Genomic DNA, 24,252 nt, shown 5'->3' on the forward strand with positions numbered 1-24,252 from the left:
ATTACTTCCTGTAGTTTGTTTCTATATATAGCTTATTAGTTGCTGCTATTAATGCTTTAAGTGAAGATATTTCAATATCCTGATCTATAGCAACACCTTCAACAACAGGGCTATTATCACCTGTTTTGATTATAATTGTTGTTTCAGATTTAGAGTTAATACCCGCATCTTTTAATGAACGTGAGAAGTAATCTGAAATATTTACCTCAGGGATATGCTCTTGGATACCTTTTAAGAGTGCAGAAAGAGCTGAATTTTCACCACGATCTGTAATTCTATAATCAGTATTACCAAAGAATCTTCCTTTAAGCTCGACATAAGTTTCACCATTGGACTTGCCATAATCAATAGCTGAAATACTAATAGGAGACTTAATTCGTTTATATGCTTGCATTAGTTCCTCATCTGTGATACCTTTTCTACGTTCATGGTAAATATCTTTTATTTGTTGAGCTATAGCTGCCTTTTCTGTATCATCACAAATATAACCATTTTCTTCGATAATTTTTTTAGCATGATTGCCACCAGATAGTGGACCAAAAATAAAGCTAATTTCATTACCAACAGATTCTGGATGAAATGGCTGATAGGCTAGAGGGTTTTTCAATATCGCATTTGTATGTCCACCAGATGTATGTCTAGCAGAATTAAGACCTGTAATAGGGTGGTGAGGTTGTCTTGATAGCATTCTTTTGCCAATGAAGTCAGAAATAGTTTTAAAATTAGATATATTAATATCATTGTAGTAATGACGGTCTTTTTGTTTGCCAAAAAGGTTTATAAACATCACACACTGCTCTAAAGATGCGTTACCAGCTCTTTCACCAACACCATTTATACAACCTTCTACTTGTTTTGCTGGACCATCAAATACCGCATTCATAGAGTTCTCTAGGGCTAAGCCTAAGTCATTATGGCAGTGTGCTGACCAGATTATATTTTTAGCAGGGAATTCTTTTTTGATGATTTCTGCATGCTTAGACATATTTTTGACAAAATAGTTATCATTTTCACGCTCACAAGCTCCACCAATAGTGTCAGGACAGTTAATAACTGTAACACCAGCAGACACAGCAGCTCTAAAAATATCAGTAACATAGTCAAATGTGTCACCAAGCCTAGAATATCCTTCGGCACTAAACTCAACTTCAAAACCTTGATCACAAGCAAGCTTAATCAACTCATAGACGTTTTTGATATTTTGCTGATTATCATTTTTACTACCTAAGCTTGCTTGAGCTAAATTTGGGTCAACAGGCAAATACATGTGAACTCTTGCTTTGCCTATCTCTAAAGAAGGGCGTAGAGCATCCATAGTAATTTCAACCTGATTTTTTCTTAATTGACATAACCCAGCAATAGTCATATTAGATTTTCTTTCAGTCATTCTCTTTGAGATAGTATTTACTATTTTAAAATCAATGTTACTAGCAGAGGGAAAGCCTGCCTCTAATACATCGATATTTAGTTTATCTGCTAGATCTGCATAAGCAATATTATCTTCAAAAGACATACCAGCACCTGGAGATTGTTGACCATCTCTAAGAGTGGTATCAAAAATATAAATTTTTTGTTTATCCATGGTGGACTCCTTATATGTAAGTTAAAGCTTCCTTATAAGCTTGTCCTTGCTTAAGCTTTTGAAAGACTTCTTTTATTTGATTAGTTATTGTGTAGTCTGAGCCTTTTAATTTATTATCATCTATGCTAGCTACAGGAGTTATTTCAGCTGCAGTACCACAGAAGAAGGCTTCATCAGCATTAATTAGTTCATCTACTTTAAATAGGCGCTCAGTAACCTTGTATCCTAGATCTTTAGCGATTTGGATTACAAGCCTTCTAGTTATACCGTCTAGTATAGTTCCAAGAGGTGTGGTTATGACTTCATTATCCTTTATAAAAAAAACATTCATTGCAGCACCTTCAGCTACAAAACCATCAGCATCGAGCAATAGTGACTCATGATAATGAGTATCAAGAGTCTCTCTAGAAGCTAAGATACTATTGACATAATGGCCACCTATCTTTGCATCACATACACTAGAGCGCGGATGAATTCGGATATAATTACTAACTTTAATATCTACTTTATCCGCGGCCATATACTTACCCATATCTAAGCAATAAATAGCAATATCTACACGATGATTATTAGATGGTAGTACGTTAACACCGCCCTCAGCGTAATATGCTAATGGTCTTATATAACATGATTTTTTACCACTAGCTTTTACTATATCTAACACTGCTTGACACAATTCATCAAGAGTGTATTTACAAGTCATACCTAGTACATTCATTGAATACATAAATCTTTGCATATGTTCTTTTAGTTTTAGAACACCTACTCCATTAGGCGTCTCATAAGCTCTTATGCCTTCAAACACAGATGAACCATAATGCAAAGCATGAGTATCTATACCAACTTTTGCATTTTCATAAGAAATAATTTCACCATTTTTCCAAATTTTGTCTATCATTATTAATCCTCAGCATTTTGTATTTTGTAATTATTAAAAATTTATTTTTTGAATAGTTTTATGTCTTTATTAGAGACAGAGGAGATTTTTGCTGAGTAAGAGGAGTGAGTAATTACTTTGAGATTTAATTTTTTGAGAAAATATAGGGGTAATAGACTTCAAGAATATCTTATTACCACTAAATGCCTTGACTATAGAGCAACTGCTTTCTATATGTCTTCGCATATGCCACATACATGAGTTGACTATCTTATGCATTTTGCCTTAGTAATTAAACAATCGTATGTCAATTGTAACCATATAATATTTTAGTGTAAACACAGTTTTGCCATAAATAATGATTTTTTTAAAGAATAAAAGCTTTTGCTGAGAAGAAAATGGTTTATCTACGATCAGCATATATCTTTGCTTGAGCTGCTGATAATCTTGCGATAGGAACCCTAAATGGCGAACAAGATACATAATCAAGATCTAAATCATGACAGAAACCAACAGAATACGGTTCACCACCATGCTCACCACATATACCCATCTTAGCATTAGGGTTTACAGCTTTGACACCTTCTTTAGCTATTTGCATTAGTTTACCAACTCCTTTAGGGTCTAGTCTTGCAAATGGGTCAAAGCTTAAAATACCTTTTTCAAGGTAGTCTTTAATAAACTTATTAGCATCATCTCTACTAAAGCCAAATGTCATTTGAGTTAGGTCATTTGTACCAAATGAGAAAAACTCACTACCAGCTTCTGCAAGCATGCCAGCACCGATAGCACCACGAGGTGTTTCAAGCATTACGCCAACTTTATAGTCGATAGCGATTTTTTCACGATTTAAGATAGCGTCAGCAACTTCTCTAACAATACCGCTTAATAGCTTAAACTCACCAAGAGTACTAACTAGTGGAATCATAAGCTCTGGTTTGACTTCTATGCCCATACGTTTACTTGATATTGCAGCGTAGATAATAGCTTTAGTTTGCATCTCAATAATTTCTGGATATGTTACTGCTAATCTACAGCCGCGATGACCCATCATAGGGTTTACTTCGCTAAGTGCTTCAATACGCGCTTCTAGTTCACTATAGCTAATATTAAACTCACGCGCAAGATCATCAATTTCAACAGTTTCATGAGGTAGGAACTCATGTAAAGGCGGATCGATAAATCTAATTGTTACAGCTAAATTATCCATAGCCTCAAAAAGCTCTTCAAAGTCTTGTTGCTGTACAGGAAGAAGCTTATCTAAAGCTCTTTGTCTTTCTTTTTTATCTTTAGCTAAGATCATTTGTCTGACGTAAGAAATACGATCTTCTTCAAAGAACATATGTTCTGTACGGCATAAACCAATACCTTCAGCTCCAAATGCTCTTGCAATAGAAGCATCTTTATAAGTATCGGCATTACATCTGACACGAAGTTTACGTACGCTATCGACAAATTTCATAAATTCTTCAAAGTCTTGAGTAACTTCAGGATCAACAGTCTTAATAATGCCTCTGTATACAGTACCTTTGGTTCCGTCAAGAGATAAGTAATCACCTTCTGTAAATATCTGACCTCTCTCGAATGTTATAGTTTTCTTTTCTTCATCAATTCTTGCTGATTCTAAACCAGATACGCAACATTTACCCATACCACGCGCAACAACAGCAGCATGAGATGTCATACCACCACGTAGGGTTAAGATACCATTACAAGCATTCATACCTGCGATATCTTCAGGAGATGTTTCGATTCTAACTAAAATAGTTTTCTCTTCACCACGTGCTTTTGCAGCAAGTAGCGATTCAACATCAAAATAGATCCTACCGCTAGCAGCACCTGGAGAAGCACCAAGAGCTGAGCCAAGAGGACGCTTAGATGCTAGGGCCTTCTCATCAAATTTAGGATGTAATAATTGTTCTAATAAATGAGGCTCAACCATCATCACAGCTTCTTGGTTTGTGATTAGACCTTCTTTAGCCATATCTACGGCTATTTTTAAAGCTGCTTTTGCAGTTCTTTTACCGTTTCTAGTTTGGAGCATGAAAAGCTTACCATCTTCGATAGTAAACTCCATGTCTTGCATGTCTTTGTAAACTCTTTCTAGGTTTTTAGCAATTTTTACAAAATCATTAAACACTTCTGGCATTTTATCTTTCAAAGTTGAGATATGTGCTGGAGTTCTGACACCAGCTACGACATCTTCCCCTTGAGCATTAATTAGGTATTCACCAAAAAGCTCTTTTTCACCAGTAGATGGGTTTCTTGTAAAGGCTACCCCTGTTCCGGAATTATTACCAGAGTTACCATATACCATTTCTTGGACATTAACAGCTGTACCCCAGTTATTTGAGATATTGTTGATTTCTCTATAGATGATTGCTCTTTCAGCATTCCATGATTTAAAAACAGCTTCTACAGCAGCTAAAAGTTGCTCAACAGGATCAGTAGGAAAATCTTTACCAACTAAAACTTTGTAAATTCTCTTATATTCTGCAACGATATCTTTATAGTCTTGAGCAGGCAGATCACAGTCATTTTTTACCTTTCGTTTTGCTTTTTTATCTTCTAAAATTCTATCAAAAGGTTTCTTTTCACAATCCATAACAACATCAGCAAACATCATTATGAATCTTCTATAGCTATCATAAACGAATTGTTCGTTATTTGTCTTTGCTACCATAGCTTTAGCAACTTCATCATTTAACCCTAGGTTAAGCACAGTATCCATCATCCCAGGCATAGAAACTCTTGCACCAGAGCGTACTGATACTAGTAGAGGATTGCTACCACCCCCAAAAGTTTTACCAGTTCTTTTTTCTAAATCGTTGATATGTGCAAATATTTGCTCTTTGACTTCACTACTTAATTTTTGGCGGTCATCATAGTATTTAAGACATGCCTCTGTAGTTACGGTAAACCCATCTGGTACAGGTAGACCACTATTTAGCATTTCACTAAGATTTGCACCTTTACCACCTAATAAATCACGCATAGACTTGTTGCCTTCACTAAAGGCATAGACAAACTTTGACATAAAAACTCCTCTCAAGTTTTTTATAAATTAATTTGAAAATAGTATACTCGCAGGCATACTTAAAACTAATCATAGCATATTTATTTGAGTCGATTAAAGTTTTTTGTTAGAGGATTATAAAAAACTAGACTTAACTTATATGATTTTGAGATTGATGATTTAAAAAAGACTTAATTAAGCTAATGCTAATGCTACTGGTTCAATAACAAAATCAAATAGCTCTAATACATAAGCACTACTAGCAATAATAGTTGTACATACAAATAATGTGGTTTTCTTATAAGTTTTAATTAATCTTAATATAGCATTTCTGCTTATTTGTATTGGTTGGTAATGTAAACTAAAATCAAAATTAGTAAATGAACTTTGATAGTTATGCCAATTTTTAATAATCTGGGCCATTAATTGCATATGATCGCCTGTAATAGGTATAAAACCAAAGTTTTTACTATATTTACCAAGATTATTATCTTTTACTTTATATCCTAGATTGTCCATAGCTCTAAAAAAACATATTTCTGTATGTTTTAATTTCCCTGAAGGAGCACTTTGCCCTAGTTTAAATTCAGTATCTTTAGCTGATAAAACTCTATTAATATGTTTTTGATCTAAATTAGCTACTATTTTTTTTATGACTTCATCTATAATTTTACCACCTTTTTTAGGATCAAACTGAGGATGATGTTCAAATACCCGACCGGTAGAAAAATGAGAATCTAATATAATAGCCTTGATATTTTTAAATCCTTGCTTTTCTAATTGATAAGCCATTTCTACAGCTATTACTCCACCTAAAGACCAACCAAACATGTATACTGTTTCATCTTTAGATAGATTTAGTTGATTTATATAAAGGCTTGATAATTGTGATAGATTATCAATTTTATCTTCATTATAAATATTATAGTTGTCTATACCAATACAGTTATAATCATTAGCAAGCCTGTCAATAAAATCTTGATACATTTCACAACCACCAAATGCAGGATGAATAAATATCATTTTAGGCTTATTCGATATATTATTAGAATAATATTTAATTAGTTGGAATTTATTGTTAGATACATTATTCAATAATGATTGTATTGTTTTATATCTAAATAAGTCAGCTACTGAGAATTCTGTAGCTAAAGCTTTAGACATTTGATATGTGGTTTGAATAGCTTTAATAGAGCTGCCACCAATATTAAAGAAATTATCAGTGATACCTACTTTATCTATATTTAGACATTGCTGCCATATCTTACATAAGAGCTTTTCACTCGCAGTTGAAGGTGGAGTGTACCCATCTTTATTAATTATTTCAATTTTAGGCAAAGCTCTTCTATCTAATTTACCATTAATAGTTAAAGGGAATGATTCTAATTTCATATAAAAGCTAGGGATCATATATTCAGGTAGCTTTTTAGCTAAATGATCTTTAATTACAGATTCATCTATTGATTTATCAGCTACATAGTAAGCCACTAGTGTTTCATCCTTAACTAAAACACAACTTTGTTTAATATTATCAATTGCTGATATTACATTTTCAATTTCTCCAAGTTCAATCCTAAAGCCTCTTAATTTAACTTGGAAATCATTTCTACCTATATATTCAATTTCTCCATTAGCTAACCATTTACAGATATCACCTGTTTTGTATAAACGGGTATAACCTTTAGCAATATCATCTGGTGTAGCAAAAGGATTATCTATAAATCTTTCTTTAGTTAATTGTGGTAAATTTAAATAGCCTCTAGCTAAACCAGCACCTCCTATATACAACTCTCCTGGTACACCTATCGGTAATGGGAGTAAATTATTATCTAAGATATAAAGCTTTGTATTGAATAGGGGTTTGCCGATATTATTAACTTTTGTATCATTAATTTGTTTACCAGCAGCATATATAGCTGTTTCTGTTGGACCATAATAATTATATAAGTTAACTTTATCTTTCCAAAATAAAGCTGTTTTATGATTACAAGGTTCTCCAGCTACAATTATACCTTTTAGTGATGGATAAACTTTATCCATTGGTAATATTGATAAAACAACTGGTGGTAAAAAAGTATAATGTATACTGTTATCAATTAAATAATTACTGAGTATATTACTATCTAACCTAGTTGATTCATTATAAATATGCAAAATGTTTCCATATAAAATGGTTGAAAATATTTCAGAAACTGAAACATCAAAAATATAAGATGCGTAAAACCCGATATTAATTTTACTTTCATTACTACCATATATATCAAATATATTTGAAACTGTATTTATAACAGAAATATGTTCAATCATAACCCCTTTAGGTTTGCCAGTAGTTCCAGAAGTGTAAATTACATAAGCTAGATTATTAGGTTGTACATTAGTATTTAAATTATCTTTAGCATAGTTTTGAAACTGTTGTGAATCTGTAGCAATAATCTCTACATCTTGAGCTACTTCTTTAAGCTTATTAATTAAATGTGTTTGAGATAGTAAAATAGTTGCATTAGTATCTTCTAAAATATATTTTGTTCTATCACTAGGAAAGTCAGGTGATATAGGCACATATGCAGCTGCTGCTTTGAGTACTGCTAATATTGATATAATCATCTCTAAGCTTCTATCTAAGTATAAAGCTATTAAGGTATCTTGTTGTAGTTGCTGATTAGTTATAGATCTATATTTATCTTTGATATATCTAGCAAGTTGGTTACTTCTTTGGTTTAATTCTTTATAAGTTAGTTGTTTATCTTCAAAGACTAAAGCTATATTATCTGGAGTTTTAGCTACTTGCTCTTCAAAAAGTTGATGGATTGTTGTCTGAGGATATCCTCGATATTCACCCTTTGAAATAGCTAATATTTGTTTATATTGATCATCATCTATTATGCTTATTTCTGAAATCTTTTTATTTAAGATAATATCTAATTTAGATAATAAAGTTTTATATCCATTAATAAGCGTGCATATAAAATCTTTTTCATACTGATTATTAAATTCAACTCTACATAATATCTCATCATTTTTTAAGTCTACCTCAAAATATAATCCCTGCTTAACATAACCTGAATGAGAATATATTTGGGTTTGGTTATATGGAAGACTATGAGTTTCCTCTGTTTCAAAATTAAATTGAATATCTGATAATAGTCTAATATGGTCTCTATCTAAATTATCTAATAAGCTTTCATAAGCAATAGCATTATTAATATTAGATATTATTTCTCTGCCAGCCTGATATATAAAATAACTCAAATCATTATTATTAGCAAAATCTGATACTAAAAACATATTGTTTATTAAACAGCCTATAGTATCTTTATGTTTAGGAGTATATAAACGTTCATCTATATTTGTAATAATTGCAAACTTATTTTGATTTGATATTTTATGTAAAACTAATGTAAATAGAGTATACAATATAGAGAATTCACTAATATTAAGATTTTTAGACACTTGTAGTAATTGTGTTCTTGTCTTTTTATCACAATTAAATGAAATCTGTTTTCCTTTATTAGTAAACTCTTGATTATTTTTTGGCAAATCTAAAGGAGACAAGCTTTCTAATTTATTTTTCCAGAAGCTAAGCTTTTCTTCAAAATTATTTTTGTAATGCTTATTAATATAGTAAGATGCCTCATTAAAATCATTTATACCTGATTTTCTATTATCTTTTTCATTTAAAAATAAATATGAATATAAATCAGGTAAAATAATATTGATTAATGATGTAGCATCAAGTATCAGATGGTGACAAGAAATAAATAAATATTGTTTTTTAATATCTAAAACATCAATTAGATAAAATCTAATTAGTTTATCATTATATAAATCAAAACTAATTCTCTCGATCTCATTGAGAACTTGATGTAATTCAGTTTGTGTTTTTACTATTTTTTGTTCACAAATGCAGGAATTATCATAATTTAGTATTCGTTTAAGGCAACCATCATTATTATAAATATAGTTACTATGTAATAACGTATATTTATCTAGTAGATATTTAACTCCTGATTTTAAATTATTTAAATCGATATATTTTTTGTAATCAATAAGGAAACTCTCATTATATATTAAGTTATCACCTGATGATAATTGATGATTAAATATAACTTTTTCAAAATGATGTAATTTTTTCGATGTTAAATTTAAACTTTCGTTAGAAATATCATTTGAATTAACTTCTAAATTAGATAATTGTTGAATAGTTTGTGATTTAAATAAATCTATTACTTGGTAGGATTTATTAGTTATTTTATTAATTCTCATGATAGTAGTAATTGCTAAAATAGAATTACCGCCAATATTAAAGAAATTATCAGTGATACCTACTTTATCTATCTTTAGAACCTCTTGCCATATTTGACACATTTGCTGTTGTAATTCAGTAGTAGGGGCTAGATATTTTTGCTTAATATTAGAAATGTTGAAATCAGGCAAAGCTTTTCTATCTAACTTACCATTAATAGTTAGAGGGAATGATTCTAATCTCATATAAAAACTAGGGATCATATATTCAGGTAGCTTTTTAGCTAAATGATTTTTAATTACAGATTCATCTATTTCTGTACTAGCTACATAATAAGCTACTAATGTTTCATCCTTAACTAAGGCACAACATTGTTTAATATTATCAATTGCTGATATTACATTTTCAATTTCTCCAAGCTCAATCCTAAAGCCTCTTAATTTAACTTGGAAATCATTTCTACCTATATATTCAATTTCTCCACTAGCTAACCATTTACAGATATCACCAGTTTTATATAAACGGGTATAACCTTTAGCAATATCATCTGGTGTGGCAAAAGGATTATCTATAAATCTTTCTTTAGTTAATTGTGGTAAATTTAAATAGCCTCTAGCTAAACCAACACCACCTATGTATAATTCACCTTCAATTCCAATTGGTACTGGCTTTAAATATTTATCTAAAATATAAAGTTTTGTATTGAATAGGGGTTTTCCTATAGTTACCTTCTTACCTAATTTACATAATGAGTAGCTTACATCAATAGAAGCTTCAGTTGGTCCATATAAATTATATAAAGAAATATTAGGATTCAACTTATAAAAAGTATCACAACTATTATTTTTAAGTGCTTCGCCACTACAGAAAACTATTTGTAAATTAGATTGTGAAGATTCTTTTGTAGATAAATAATTTAAGAATACATCAAGCATAGATGGAACAAAGTGCATTACAGTTATTTTTTCTTTATTTATTAACTGATATAAATAATCACAATCTTTATGACCATCAGGTTTAGCGATAACTATTGCTGCACCATACCAATTAGCCCATAGTAGCTCCCAGACAGAGACATCAAAGTTATAAGGTGTCTTTTGTAATATTCTATCTTTATTAGTTAACGGATATATAGATTGCATCCATACAATTCTATTGATAATACCTTGATGTTCTAAGGCTACCCCTTTAGGTTTACCAGTAGTTCCAGAAGTATAAATTACATAAGCTAGATTATTAGGTTGTACATTAGTGTTTAAATTATCTTTAGCGTAGTTTTGAAACTGTTGTGAATCTGTAGCAATAATCTCTACATCTTGAGCTACTTCTTTAAGCTTATTAATTAAATGCGCTTGAGATATTAAAATAGTTGAATTAGTATCTTCTAAAATATATTTTGTTCTATCACTAGGAAAGTCAGGTGATATAGGCACATATGCAGCTCCTGATTTAAGCACTGCTAATATTGATATAATCATCTCTAAGCTTCTATCTAAGTACAAAGCTATTAAGCTATCTGGTTGTAGCTCTTGATTCGTTATAGATTTATATTTATCTTTGATATATCTAGCAAGCTGGTTACTTCTTTGATTTAACTCTTTATAAGTTAATTGTTTATCCTCAAAAACTACAGCTATATTATCTGGTGTTTTAGCTACTTGCTCTTCAAAAAGTTGATGGATGGTTTTATTCTGAGGAAAAGCTCGTTGTGTTTGATTTACTGTTTGGATAAGGTCAGTAATATTAGAATACATTTTTAATGCCCAGTAATATTAAATTATGAAATTGTATTACAAAAATAACTTTAAATAAATATTAAAGTAATGTTTTTGTAATGCTCAATGTATTACTTCGATCAATATTTGTAAAGTTAGAAATTATTGTTAATCATTTATTTATTCCTATACTTTAATGCTAATATTAATACTGAAGAGCAAGTTATAAGAGCAAGTAGATAACCGATAGCTAAAATCCAATCATTTTTAATTATTCCATATAATATGCTTACTGATTGAATAAATATAAAAACTGAAAAAGTTATTAATGAAATAGACTTGGATGATTTCGTTTTATAAATATTTATAGCTTGTGGAATAAACGCCAGAGCATTTAGCACTAATGCAAAACTAAATAAAAAAGCAATTAAATCGAAAAAATATAACATTTAGGCTAGCCCTAATAATTTAAGAAATTCTAAATCTTGCTTAAAACATCAAATATAGCTTCTGCTGCCTCAGATCTTTTTTTGTCTTTTTCTTTGAGTTCATTATTTTTCTTTTCTAATTCATGCTGTAATTTTTTTTGTTTAGTAATATCAACTGATATCCCCACCAAACCAATCACTTCACCATCATCATTTTTAAGGCAACTTTTAGTTGCAAGATATGTATCTTTTTCACCGTTTTCAGAAATATATTCTTCTTCAAAAACTATAGTTTTATTATTTTTTATAACGTATAAATCATTTTTGTAAATCTCTTCATTAAAATTTTTACTAGTCTCAAAATCAGAACTAAATTTACCAATAATATCTTCATTAGTTAGGCCTGGTCCTAAAAGTGAAAGGTTTTTTTTATTCATTCCTAAAAATCTACCTTCTAAGTCTTTCCAATAAATATTAGCATCAATACTATCTATAATTTGTTGAAATGAAGATTTTTGATTATCCGAAAGGCGTTTGATTTCTTTATTTTTCTTTTCTAGCTCATGCTGTAATTTTTTTTGTTCAGAGATATTCATGGATACACCTACAAGTCCAATTACATTACCATTTTCGTCTGTCAAGCAACTTTTTCTCGATAAAAAATATATATTTTTATCTCCAATTTTGTACATTTCATCAAAAGTGTGTGACTCTTTACTTTCTAGTACTTTTAGGTCATTCTTAAAAATTTCTTCGCGATGAACTTCACCCGTGTTTAATTCAGTATCTTTTTTACCAATAGCATCAGATTTAGTTTTTAGCCCTAGTACTTTAATATTAGCTTTATTAATACCTAAAATAGTACCATTATTGTCTTTCCAATAAATATTAGCATCAATACTATCTATAATTTGTTTTAAAATTTTTACTTCTTGTTCTAGCTTTTCTATTTTGTTATCTTTTAATTTATCTGACATAATCGCTTTCCTAAATATCTCTGTATAATTTAATTTATCTTATAATATAGCTGTAAAACAAGAAAAAAATGGCTCTGCCCATAATTTTTTAGATTTTTATCCTTCTTTAATTTATTCATTTTTATTTTTCCTTTGTCACTGTCTATAACTTTCTAAGTGAAAATATTAAAAACACTAAGAGTATAAATACCTAGCAACATTAGCATCAACATTAATAATGATAATAGGTTCCATGAACAAAAAAATTGAATAAAGCAGTTAAGTATATTTAAATAGTTTTGTGAAACAAAAAAACATACTTAACATATATGGAATATTACATATCAGAAACAAATTGGTCAACTATTTTAACTTTTCTAACAGCTCAAAAAGGATTGCATACAAAAGATGTAGTTAAGCTTAGAAGATTCATAGAAGCAGTATTTTTTATCCTAAAAACAGGAGCTCAGTGGAAATATCTTCACAAGGATTATGGTAATAGTAGAGCCATCCATAAGCGTTATAAATACTGGGCTGACAAAGGTATTTGGAATAATCTAATGACTTATGTTTCAGACATTGATTCACAACAGTTCATGATAGATTCACTATCTGTTAAAGCACATGCGTGTGCTAGTGGTTATGAGATAAATGGTAATGAAATCAATGCTTTGGGTAGAAGTGTGGGTGGCTTAACAACAAAGATTCATACTCTTACAGATGCTTTAGGAAATCCCGTTAGATTTATAATAACTGCTGGTAATGTCCATGATATTGTACCCTCACAACAACTCTTAGAAGGAATAACAAATGCTTATATTCTTGCTGATAAGGCATATTTCTCTGAAGAAAATATAAAATTCCTTGAGGAAAATAAAAATAAACCAGTCATTCCTGCTAGAGAAAACTATACCAAAGGCCATAATGTTGACTGGCATATTTATAAGGAAAGACATTTGATAGAGAACTTTTTCTCTAAAATTAAGCATTTTAGAAGGGTTTTCTCTAGGTTTGATAAGACTTGTTCTGCTTTCCTCGGCTTTATAGCATTAGCAAGCACCTTTATTTGGCTTAGATGATTTTTTGTTCATGGAACCTAATATTAAATAAGAATATATCTTTAAAAATATTTATTTATAAGTTAAATTAGTCTTATGAACATTTGCTACTACAACTAGAGCAACCTGTCAGATTTGCAACAAAATTTATTTTTGTTGATAAAAATTTCATTAAGAAAACAACCCCAATAATGTATGCCATAGCTAGACCAATATAGATGATAGAGCTACTAGGATGATCAACAAAGTTTATTAATTGATAGATAATAACTGCAGATACATAGGCAATAGAAGCGCTCCAAAGTACTGAAAGAAGAGCCCAGCCACGCGTTGATTCTCTTACCATTGCACCCACAACAGAAATACAAGGTATATATAACAACACAAAGAGTAGGTAAGCAAAAGCAGCTGATAATGAACCGAATTTTGTTACCATATTTCCCATCGCACCCTTATCCATACTAGCATCAGCCTTACTAGCTTCTATTGGGTTCATAAGAGTTGCTAGATCTATAGCTTTGATATTATCAATAGTAGTATTCCAAGACTCTTTAACACTATCTATTAGGTTAAACTCATTAGGAATGACATTATCCTCACCTTGAGTATAAATTGTATTTAATGTTCCAACCACCACCTCTTTAGCAAGTGTGCCAGTAATTAGACCTACAGTTGCTGGCCAGTTATCATCATTTATGCCCATAGGATTTAAAATCGGCGTGATTTTTTTACCCACATATTCAAGTGCGGTAGTTTTATTACTGATGTATATGCTATTTAGGCTACCGACAATTATAGCTACAGGAACAATAACCTTACCAGCTCTAATTAAGAATGACTTTAGTCTATTCCAGCTATAGATCATCACTGTTTTAAATGATGGCGTATGATAGTTTGGAATATCCAAAATAAACGATGCAGTGTCACCTTTTAAAAACGTGAATTTAATAATATAACCAGTAATTATAGCTCCAACTATTCCAGCTAAATATAACAAGAATATTATAGTAGCGCCATTGTGAGGAAAGAATGCACTAGCAAATACCGAGAATATCGCAAGCCTTGCACCACAAGACATAAATGGTGACATCATTAAAGTCATCAAGCGATCTTTGCGTGTTTCTAAAGTTCTAGCTGCCATAATCGAAGCGACATTACACCCAAAGCCAACAATTAGCGGTACAAAGGCTTTACCAGATAAACCTATTGATTGCATAAATCTATCCATAACAAAAGCAGCTCGAGACATATAGCCAGAGTCTTCTAGTGTTGATAAAAATATAAATAAAAAACCAATCTGAGGAATAAATCCTAGTACGGTATTGATCCCTGTACCCAAACCATTTGCAAGAATACCTGTGACAGGTGTCGGTAACCCAAGCATATTTGAGTAATATGCCAGGCCATCAACAAATATAGCATGAGATAAATCATCAAACATTGGCTGTATTGCCCCACCTAATGTAATTGAAAATAAAAACATCAGATACATCATCAATAAAAATATTGGCACCCCTAAATACTTATTCATGCAAAGTGTATCGAGAGCTTTGGTAAAGTTAAAGCGCGAAACTTTTTTATTTTCAGTTACATCAGCTACAATTTCAGCGACAGCATTATATCTAACTTTAGCAATATCTATTTGAGGTTTTGCTTGGAAGGAAATCTTTAGCTGATCTAACTGACTGGCTGTGATCTCCTGTGATAGTTGTAGCTCTCTACCATCAAGTAGTTCAGTAGTAAGCCATAGACTACCAATATTATCATTTCTTAGCGTAGTTATTTGTTGCGCTAACTCAGCAACTAACTCTGGGTAGTAACTTTTTAGGTCAAAACTAGAAACTTTTTGCTGATCTGCTAGGGTTTCTTTTAACTCTTTGATACCAATATTTTTCGCTGCAACAACTGGCAAGATCTTACAACCTAGCGCTTTCTCTAATTTATCATAGTGGATAATCAGCCCTTTTTTATTGGCAACATCGATCATATTAACCGCTAATATAACCGGTAGCCCAAGCTCAATAAGTTGCATAGTTAGATAAAGACTTCTATTTAAATTAGAGGCATCAACGACATTGATAATAGCATTTGGTTTTTCTTTAACTATGAAAGAGTAAGCTATTTGTTCATCAATAGAGTTTGCATCTGATACTGATAATGAATAAATTCCCGGGATATCCACAACTTCGATTTTTTTATTTTTTGAATTTAAAAAGCCTGTTTTTTTATCAACTGTTACGCCAGACCAATTACCAACTTTTTGGTTAAGTCCTGTCAAAGCATTAAAAATTGTTGTCTTACCGCAGTTTGGATTGCCAACTAAAGCATATTTCATAATCAATTCTCGGGGATTATAGTATAGATTCTCTAAAGAAAGTGAAATTATTATATCAAAATGATTATTAATTGGTAGATATAATAATGATAATTATTATCAAATATTTATTGTTATATTTGAATGCTCAGTGTTATGACTATGATTATCATTATAAATCATGTCACATTGAGCATAAGCTTTTATTATTCCTGTAGATATCTTTACCTTAATACCTTTTTGATATTGTGGTAAAGTTGCAGTTATTATTGAGCAGTCATCTGAAAAAGCATTCTCAGCTTTGCATATTTTGATTTGAGTCGCTGTAAATGAAATATAGAGCTTTTGAGTGTTGCTAAAGAACTTATCATTATTGCGATAATAAGTTAAAGTAGTAGTTGTAGTCTTATCTTTTATCGCATCAAAACTAAATGCTTGAATGTCATTATTCCAGTCATTGATAAAAGCTTGATATTTACCATTATTAATCACACACTGAATATACTCACCATATCTTGGGTTAGCTTTGATATCGGCTATTTGTTGAGCTTGTTTTTGCTTATAAGCTAATTCTTGAGCTCTTTGGTTAGCATCGATATCTGCTTGTTTTTGATATGCATCAGCTTGTTGCTGCGGAGTCATTTTTTGCCATGTCTGATCAGAGATGCCAAGAGGATGCATAGCACAACTAGCTACTAATAAGCTACAAGTCATTAAAAATAGTATTTTTTTCATTTGAATGATTCTTTGATAGAAGTTTTTGTCGATAAAATTTTAACTCAGCAATTGATTCACGAATATCATCTAAGGCTTTGTGAGTATTTTTCTTTTCAAAAGCTTCGCCATCACCCCAATATTGATTAAGTAATTTTAGGCTAGTGACATCTAGCATTCTATAGTGACAGTATTGATCTATCTTTGGCATATATTTTGCTAGAAACCTTCTATCTTGCCAGATTGAATTACCGCATAAAGGTGAGCTTTGGTATGGCACATACTTTTTAATAAATTCTAAAACCTGTTGCTCAGCAGCTTCTATAGAGATTTTACTATCTTTAACTCGTTGTGTAAGGCCTGTCTCACCATGAGTTTTTATACACCATTCATTCATTGCAGCTAAAACTTCATCAGGCTGATAGATTGCAATTGGCTCAGCTTCAGCGATTATATTTAGGTCTTTATCGGTAATAATTGCGGCTATTTCAATAATTCTACAGTTATCAACATCAAGACCTGTCATTTCAAGATCAATCCAGATTAGATTATCTGCTGATTGCATGCTTAGTCCTTGACTCTAGATACATAAGTTGATGTTCTTGTATCAACTTTTATAATCTCACCAGTTTGTACAAAAAGAGGAACTCTAACAACAGCACCAGTGGATAGTGTTGCAGGCTTACCTCCTGTTCCAGCAGTATCACCTTTTAAACCAGGATCAGTTTCAACAATCTCAAGGTTTACAAAATTTGGCGGTATAATTGAAATAGGCTGACCATTAAAAAGAATTACTTGGTATTCATCCTGATCTTTAAGCCATTTTTTTGTCTCACCAAGAGCTTCTTCAGAAACCATGTATTGCTCAAATGTTTCAGGATGCATAAATACATAGCTATCGCCATCAAAGTATGAATATACAGTTGTTAGCTCCTCAACATCAGCAGCTTCAACAGATTCTCCAGATTTAAATGTTTTTTCAACTACTCTGTCATTAAGTAAGTTCTTAAGCTTAACTCTGTTAAATGCTTGACCCTTACCAGGCTTAACAAACTCATTTTCCACTATAACCATTGGGTTACCGTCAATTAGAATTTTTAAGCCGCCTTTAAATTCGTTAGTATTATAACTAGCCATTTTTAATAATCCTCAACGTGTTTTTATAATAAAATAAATTAATTCCAACATTCAGTAGGGGTTTTATTAACTATACCACCATTAACCTCAATCTCTATATTTGTGCATGGTGTATCAGCTGTTTGCGTCCCTTGTGCTGTAGCTGTTATTACATAGCTTACATTAGGGCATTGTTGTTCTCCAGAACAATACGCAAGGCTATAATATTTATTGTGTGTATTTGTATGATAAAAACTATCTATGTTCTTTCCAGAAGGAAAAGAACCATAACGAATTTCATAGTTATCAGCAGCACTTGCAGCAGACATTAATTCTGATGTCGCTTCACTACGATGATTTCTTAGTAGATAGTTGTTATACATAGGTATGCCTATAGATGCAAGAATAGCAATAATTGCTATTACCACCATTAACTCAACTAAAGAAAAGCCTTTTTTATTTAGCATCTGTAAAAGCCTTAGTATATTTGAGGCTCGCCGTTTGGTCTAGTTCTGTAGCGACGATGTTGCCATAGGTATTGTTCAGGATATTTTCTTACCGCATCCTCTAGGAATTTATTTGTCATTTCAGCGTCTTTATAGGCATCGCCTGTAAACTTGAAAGGTTCTCCAGTAACTATTCTATATTTTTTTAGACATTTTTCTCTAACATAGTATGCAGGAATTACAATAGCTCCTGTCTTTTGTGCAAGCCAAGGAGTCACAGTCAAAGTTGAGCACAGTTTACCAAAGAAAGGAGCAAATACTGAGTTTTCTAATCCAGTGCTTTCTAAACCAAAATCTTGATCAGGAGCATACCACATTGTATAGCCTTTTTTTAGGCTTCTAATTACAGAAACAAAGTTTTTACTATCTAGACATTTATACAGACTTCTTTCACGATATTCTTTAATCAAGTTTTCTATAAGGTCATTACCATTTTTTTGATACATCACTGTAAAAGGTGGAAACTCTTGTCCCATGTATCTACCGATTATTTCGATACAATGAAAGTGAAAGCCTAAGATGATGAGCTTTTTTTCAGGATCATTATGATACTTTTCAAATCTTTCCCTAGAGCCTGGTTCCCATTCAAACTCTATCTTATTAAATCTTTTTTTAGAAAGAAACCATGCCGCTGTTGTCTCAGCTCCGGATAATACCATTGAATAATAACTTTTTTTAACTAGTTTCTTTATTTCTTTGTTAGATTTCTCAGGAAACGCTATCTTAAGGTTTTCGCGAGCAATATTATTGCGGCCTTTTAAAAAAGGTTTAATAACAAACCCAATAGTCAATACTATATATTTATGAGTAAACAAAGGTAGCTTCGAGCCGCAGTTCATTATACCAACGACAATCCAAATCCCCCAATTTTTAGGACTAAACTTGTTATTATTCATTTGCTTCTTAACATTAAAACGCTAGTGACATTCTAACATATACTTTAGCAATCATAAACACTAATAAATTTTTTCTTCACCTGGTGGCCTTGTTTTATAGCGACGATGTTGCCATAGATATTGTTCTGGATACTTTCTAATTATTTCCTCAAGAGTTTTATTTGTTAATAAAGCATCTTTGTCTTCATCGCCACTAAATGTTATAGGCTCTCCTGTTATAATTCTGTATCCAGAAAGATCTGGTTTTCTGATATAGTAAGCTGGAATAACAGTGGCATTTGTTTTTTTTGCTAGCCATGGTGTTACGGTTAGAGTGGTACAAAGCTTGCCAAAAAACGGTGAAAAAACTATGTGTTCTTTGAAATCTTGGTCAGGAGCATACCATAATGTAACTTTTCTTTTTAGACTTTTGATAACTGCAATGATATTTTTTCGTTGAAAACATTCACTAACATACTTTTTGCGTGACGATGTAATGATGTATTCCATCAGAGGGTTTTTATGGTACTGGTACATCACGGTAAAAGGACTATAGTTCTCACCAATATAGCGACCAGCTATCTCAAGGCAATGAAAGTGAAAGCCTAGTACTAGAAGCGTTTTATCCTTATCATAATGGATCTCATCAAATGATCTTAGATCGTTATCAAAAGGGATTTTGCTAAAATTTTTTTTGGTCATAAACCATGCAATTAGACTTTCAAAACCAGCCATACTTGCTGATTTATAACTCGCGTTGGCTAGTTTTTTTATTTCTTGATCTGATTTTTCAGGGAATGCGATCTTAAGATTAGTAATGGCTATTTGTTGGCGTTTTTTGAGTAGTGGCTTTGCTAAGTAGCTAATACCAACAGCAAGATGCATTAGTACTTTGTATGGAAGTATATTTACTGTAAACTTGGCGATCCAAATTATAATCCATACGCCCCAGTATTTTGGTTTAAGTAGAGATTTATTCATGTATATTTATTTTTTATGAGTAGCTTGATAGCGTCTTGTAATAATCCACTGCTGTGAAATACTAATTAGGTTATTTGTCAGCCAGTATAGCACTAGACCAGATGGGAATGATGCAAATAAGAATGTAAATATTATTGGTAAGAACATCATTACTTTTGCTTGCATAGGATCGGCAGGTGCTGGTGATAGCTTCTGTTGTAAAAACATCGATAATCCCATCAGTACTGGAAGTACAAAATAAGGGTCTTTCATCGATAGATCGTGAATCCAGAAGATAAATGGCGCCTGTCTTAGTTCTACAGACTCAAGTAATACCCAATACAATGAAATAAAAATAGGAATTTGTACAAGCATTGGTAAACAGCCGCTAAGTGGGTTTACTTTCTCTTCTTTATACAGCTCCATCATTTTCTTACCTAGAGCTTGACGATCATCTTTGTATGATTCTTGTAAACGCTTAATTCTAGGCTGCAGCATTCTCATTTTTGCCATAGAGCGATAGCTCTTAGCAGAAAGAGGGTAGAAAATAAGCTTAATTAAACAAGTTACTAAAATAATTGCTAAGCCCCAGTTACCAACTAGTGAATGTATATGATTCATAATCCAGAAAATAATTTCTGAGAAGAAAGACAACATTCCGTAGTCGAGAGTTTTTTCTAGATTTGGTGCTAGGTCTACTAAGTTATCTTTGATTATTGGACCAGTATATAAAATAGAAGAGATAGTTTCTGACTGGTTTGGTGCTATTGTAGCACCTGTAAATGCACCTGCTTCAAATATATCGCCATTTAGGTTCTTATAATAAATTTTTGCATTAGTAGATTGTGGTATCCAAGCACTCACAAAGTAATGCTGTAAAAATGCAACCCAACCTTGGCCTTCACTATTTATAACAGTTGGCTGACCATTAGTTTTTGAGATGTCTTTGAAAGATTCTTTTCTAAAGCTATCTTTAGCGGTGGAGTATGCCACACCTGTAAAAGTATAGCTATGGGCATTTAGTAAACTAAAGCTATCACCAGCAGGATCAAAATCTCTAGCAAGTGAGTCATCAACGATCACATTAAGTGGTGCTGAGGTTGTATTTGTGATGCTTTGAGATACTGTTATATTGTACTTAGTATCATCAAAGGTATAAGTTCTAGTTATTTGTAAGCCATCAGCTTTACCAATTAAAGTTAGAATCTGTTTGCCATTTTCTGATTTGATCCCTTGGTCTTCAAAGTTGATGCTGATAGGCTGCTTATTTACAACTATTGTGCTCTTAGCAATGTATTCAGAACCTGGTTTATCTGTAAGTAGATTCATCGGGGTTTTATCATCAAGACTGACACTATAGTCCTTTAATGATGCTGATAAGATTGCACCATCTAGTAGACTAACTTTTACATCCTTGAAAACACCAGTATTAATCGTGATAGTTTTAGCATTATCATACTTAGAAAAATTAGTCTCTTTAGCTAGAGAGTTTCTTGCATCAGCTGCAGTTACACTAGTATTTGTGGTTGTATCTGCATTGTCATAATGACTATTGTTTTGTATTTCTGATGTTTGCTGTTTAGTATTATCAGAAGGGAACGTTTGCTCCCATTTTCCCATCAATGAGATAAACATTATTGCTATTGTGACTAACAGTAATATTCTTATATGATTAGCTTTCATTGTTTATTTAAACCTTTTTTATTTTTATAAGGAACCGGGTCGTAGTAGTCTCTTTTTGAGAGTGGATGACACCTTAAGAGCCTACATGTAGTTAAATATAATCCCTTTAGTATACCATGAGATTTCAGAGCTTCTAGAGCATATTCTGAACAAGTTGGATAATATCTACATCTTGCAGGTATAAAAGGGCTGATACAGTAGCGATAGAGGTTGATTAGTGTCACAAAAGCAACTAGTGTAATTCTTTTAAAAAATATTCGAATCTTGTTATAGATTGCCACAGCTCTTCCTTAGTAGCTTGAGCTGCTGTTTTTTTACTTAGCACTATCAAGCTTTTGTGATCTAAGAGATCCTTGTGTAAGCGAAACGATTCTTTAATTATTCTTCTACAAAGATTTCTTTTGGTAGCTTTTTTTATGTTCTTTTTTGTCAAGATCACACACAAACCAGCTTCTTTTATGCTTCTTGCGCCTAAAAGAAATGTAAAGTGTAGTGTGCTTAATTTGTTCTCTACGCTATCAAAAGCTTGTTGGATCTCACTTTTATCAAGGATATTTTGCTTTGTTAGGCAAAAATTATGCGGCAAGCTTTGCTCTACCCTTAGCTCTTCTGTTTCTGATAACTTTTCTACCACTTAAAGTCTTCATACGAGCACGGAAACCATGAGTTCTCTTTCTTTTTAGGTTTGATGGTTGGAATGTTCTTTTCATTTTATTTTCCTCTTTAAAATTCTAATCTTTATTTAATACATTACAGAAATAGTTTCGGTATTCTATAGAAAAAACCCAAATTAGTCAAATACTATTTACCTGGGTTTGAGCATGGTATTAGGTTCATTTTACTTAGCTCATCCCATGATTCATTAGGGCATTCTTTAGGCTGCTCAGCAGGGAAACAATAACCTTGCCATCCTCTATAGTTTTCGGTACTTAAGCATTTTTTAAACTTTTTGACTTTTAGGTACGCAGGTGTCCATGTTGATGAGTCTGAGCCAACTAGCTGCTGTTGTTGCTTTGGCTGATCTATGACTGGAATATTGCCTTCTCTTATATCTTTAGCTAAAGGAGTTGGTGTTGCATTCATCGCCATTGGCGTATTATGATAACTAGGTTTGACTATTTTAGTTTCTGCAGTTGCCATAGTAGAGCCACTGTTGCTTTGAGTTGATAAGTTATTAGTAGTTATTTCATCACTAAAGCCGCCCGCGAAGCAAAGGCCACAAATAAGTAAAATAGATATTTTTTTCATTTTCTTAGTTAGATTATTAAATTACGTAGTTCTATAATATTTATTTTCTCTTTTGTATTCAAGTCAAAGATTGTTACTATGCTATAATCATGAAATAAATTTTTAAGAGTTTTTGTATATGAGAGATCTATATCATGTCATTGGTTTTCCAGTTAAGCATAGTTTATCGCCAACTATTCAGATGAAGCTAGCGCAACAGTATAATCAAGATATGCTCTTTACTGCTGTTGAAGTTGCACCACAAGACTTAGAAGCAAAAATCCAAGAATTTAGAGATAATCCGCAGATTAAGGGCTTAAGCGTCACTGTACCACATAAAGAGAGAGTTTTTGCTTTGGCGGATGATGCTGATACTACTGCTAGAGCTGTCAAGGCAGCGAGTAATGTTATATTTACAGTTGAGCGTAAAATGATTGCTTTGAATTATGATGGTCTTGGTATAGTTAATGATATTAAAAATAACTATAAAATTGATTTCACTGGCAAAAAAGTACTTGTGGTTGGTGCTGGCGGTGCAGCAAAAGCAGTTGTCGCGGCAGTCCTTAAAGAATCACCACTATCTCTTAGTGTTACAAATAGAACACAAGCAAAGGCTGAAGTTATTAAGGAGCTTTTTAAAGCGGATGACAAAATTAAGATTATCGATTTTGATAATATTGATGATTGTTTCGATATAGTTATTAACTCAACATCATCAAGTATTTATGGTGAATTACTTCCTTTAAAAGACAGCAATTTTAATCAAAATGCTTTTGCGTATGATCTAATGTATGCTGATGATGGCACTATTTTTACAAAATGGTGTCAAGCTCACAATATAGCAGCGGCAGATGGTAAAGGCATGCTTAATGAGCTGAGTATTGCTGTGTTTAAATATTGGCGCGGGCTGTGATTAAAAATAAGGATTATGCTAAAATGTCATATATCAAATCATTATTAGCATAGTTACTATAGAAGGTTA

Annotated in this window: 20 protein-coding genes; 2 read left to right on the forward strand and 18 right to left on the reverse strand. The window is 31.9% G+C overall.

Going from position 1 to position 24,252, the window contains the following annotated elements; all coding sequences use genetic code 11:
• Position 1: 1 nt before the first annotated feature.
• The 6 genes from CGC45_RS00135 to CGC45_RS00160 form a co-directional block, all read right to left on the reverse strand.
• On the reverse strand, positions 2 to 1,582 hold the full coding sequence (locus CGC45_RS00135) for a hydroxymethylglutaryl-CoA lyase-like TIM-barrel protein (RefSeq protein WP_071628404.1): 1,581 nt from the start codon (positions 1,580 to 1,582) through the stop codon (positions 2 to 4).
• A gap of 10 nt (positions 1,583 to 1,592) precedes the next feature.
• Positions 1,593 to 2,480 carry a branched-chain amino acid transaminase gene (locus tag CGC45_RS00140; RefSeq protein ID WP_071628405.1) on the reverse strand — a complete coding sequence of 296 codons (888 nt, stop codon included), beginning with the start codon at positions 2,478 to 2,480 and terminating at the stop codon, positions 1,593 to 1,595.
• A 382-nt stretch (positions 2,481 to 2,862) separates the two neighbouring features.
• The gene (ppdK, locus tag CGC45_RS00145) at positions 2,863 to 5,496 is read right to left on the reverse strand and encodes a pyruvate, phosphate dikinase (RefSeq protein ID WP_071628406.1); all 2,634 of its coding nucleotides are present in this window, start codon (positions 5,494 to 5,496) and stop codon (positions 2,863 to 2,865) included.
• 174 nt (positions 5,497 to 5,670) lie between these two features.
• A complete protein-coding gene (locus tag CGC45_RS00150; RefSeq protein ID WP_071628407.1) occupies positions 5,671 to 11,472 on the reverse strand; it encodes a non-ribosomal peptide synthetase in 5,802 nt (1,933 codons plus the stop codon).
• Positions 11,473 to 11,609: 137 nt separating this feature from the next.
• On the reverse strand, positions 11,610 to 11,882 hold the full coding sequence (locus CGC45_RS09485; protein ID WP_071628408.1) for a SemiSWEET family sugar transporter: 273 nt from the start codon (positions 11,880 to 11,882) through the stop codon (positions 11,610 to 11,612).
• A gap of 29 nt (positions 11,883 to 11,911) precedes the next feature.
• On the reverse strand, positions 11,912 to 12,838 hold the full coding sequence (locus tag CGC45_RS00160; protein ID WP_071628409.1) for a PAS domain-containing protein: 927 nt from the start codon (positions 12,836 to 12,838) through the stop codon (positions 11,912 to 11,914).
• A gap of 308 nt (positions 12,839 to 13,146) precedes the next feature.
• Between CGC45_RS00160 and CGC45_RS00165 the strand changes: the two genes are divergently transcribed.
• Positions 13,147 to 13,896, forward strand: a complete 750-nt coding sequence (locus CGC45_RS00165; RefSeq protein WP_071628410.1) for an IS5 family transposase — start codon at positions 13,147 to 13,149, stop codon at positions 13,894 to 13,896.
• Positions 13,897 to 13,969: 73 nt separating this feature from the next.
• Here CGC45_RS00165 and feoB read toward each other — a convergent pair whose 3' ends face one another.
• The 12 genes from feoB to CGC45_RS00225 all read right to left on the reverse strand — a co-directional run bounded on the left by feoB (position 13,970) and on the right by CGC45_RS00225 (position 23,291).
• Positions 13,970 to 16,210, reverse strand: coding sequence for a Fe(2+) transporter permease subunit FeoB (gene feoB, locus CGC45_RS00170; RefSeq protein WP_071628411.1), 2,241 nt, complete (start codon positions 16,208 to 16,210; stop codon positions 13,970 to 13,972).
• A 99-nt stretch (positions 16,211 to 16,309) separates the two neighbouring features.
• Entirely contained in the window at positions 16,310 to 16,924 is a 615-nt protein-coding gene (locus CGC45_RS00175) for a hypothetical protein (RefSeq protein ID WP_174683406.1), read from the reverse strand.
• The gene (gene orn / locus CGC45_RS00180) at positions 16,893 to 17,468 is read right to left on the reverse strand and encodes an oligoribonuclease (protein WP_071628412.1); all 576 of its coding nucleotides are present in this window, start codon (positions 17,466 to 17,468) and stop codon (positions 16,893 to 16,895) included. The genes CGC45_RS00175 and orn overlap by 32 nt, the downstream gene beginning before the upstream one ends.
• 2 nt (positions 17,469 to 17,470) lie before the next feature.
• Positions 17,471 to 18,040 (reverse strand): elongation factor P, encoded by a 570-nt coding sequence (gene efp / locus CGC45_RS00185; protein ID WP_071628413.1) that lies wholly within the window; start codon positions 18,038 to 18,040, stop codon positions 17,471 to 17,473.
• 38 nt (positions 18,041 to 18,078) lie between these two features.
• Complete coding sequence (locus CGC45_RS00190) at positions 18,079 to 18,486, reverse strand: type IV pilin protein (protein ID WP_071628414.1); 408 nt, start codon at positions 18,484 to 18,486, stop codon at positions 18,079 to 18,081.
• Positions 18,487 to 18,497: 11 nt separating this feature from the next.
• The gene (locus CGC45_RS00195) at positions 18,498 to 19,421 is read right to left on the reverse strand and encodes a lysophospholipid acyltransferase family protein (protein ID WP_071628415.1); all 924 of its coding nucleotides are present in this window, start codon (positions 19,419 to 19,421) and stop codon (positions 18,498 to 18,500) included.
• Between the two features lie 60 nt (positions 19,422 to 19,481).
• Positions 19,482 to 20,381 (reverse strand): LpxL/LpxP family acyltransferase, encoded by a 900-nt coding sequence (locus tag CGC45_RS00200; RefSeq protein ID WP_071628416.1) that lies wholly within the window; start codon positions 20,379 to 20,381, stop codon positions 19,482 to 19,484.
• 6 nt (positions 20,382 to 20,387) lie between these two features.
• Entirely contained in the window at positions 20,388 to 22,043 is a 1,656-nt protein-coding gene (gene yidC, locus CGC45_RS00205) for a membrane protein insertase YidC (protein WP_071628417.1), read from the reverse strand.
• The gene (gene yidD, locus CGC45_RS00210) at positions 22,040 to 22,300 is read right to left on the reverse strand and encodes a membrane protein insertion efficiency factor YidD (protein WP_071629934.1); all 261 of its coding nucleotides are present in this window, start codon (positions 22,298 to 22,300) and stop codon (positions 22,040 to 22,042) included. Before yidD ends, yidC begins: the two co-directional genes overlap by 4 nt.
• Complete coding sequence (gene rnpA / locus CGC45_RS00215; RefSeq protein ID WP_071628418.1) at positions 22,276 to 22,629, reverse strand: ribonuclease P protein component; 354 nt, start codon at positions 22,627 to 22,629, stop codon at positions 22,276 to 22,278. The genes yidD and rnpA overlap by 25 nt, the downstream gene beginning before the upstream one ends.
• Positions 22,619 to 22,753: a 50S ribosomal protein L34 gene (rpmH, locus tag CGC45_RS00220; protein WP_003014180.1), complete on the reverse strand. Its 135-nt coding sequence runs from the start codon at positions 22,751 to 22,753 to the stop codon at positions 22,619 to 22,621. Before rpmH ends, rnpA begins: the two co-directional genes overlap by 11 nt.
• Positions 22,754 to 22,844: 91 nt before the next feature.
• On the reverse strand, positions 22,845 to 23,291 hold the full coding sequence (locus tag CGC45_RS00225; protein WP_071628419.1) for a hypothetical protein: 447 nt from the start codon (positions 23,289 to 23,291) through the stop codon (positions 22,845 to 22,847).
• A gap of 118 nt (positions 23,292 to 23,409) precedes the next feature.
• Here CGC45_RS00225 and aroE point away from each other — a divergent pair, with 118 nt between their 5' ends.
• Positions 23,410 to 24,183 carry a shikimate dehydrogenase gene (gene aroE / locus CGC45_RS00230; protein WP_071628420.1) on the forward strand — a complete coding sequence of 258 codons (774 nt, stop codon included), beginning with the start codon at positions 23,410 to 23,412 and terminating at the stop codon, positions 24,181 to 24,183.
• The last annotated feature ends 69 nt before the right edge of the window (positions 24,184 to 24,252 follow it).

It is taken from the genome of Francisella opportunistica (assembly GCF_003347135.1).
GTDB classification, from domain to species: Bacteria; Pseudomonadota; Gammaproteobacteria; order Francisellales; family Francisellaceae; genus Francisella; species Francisella opportunistica.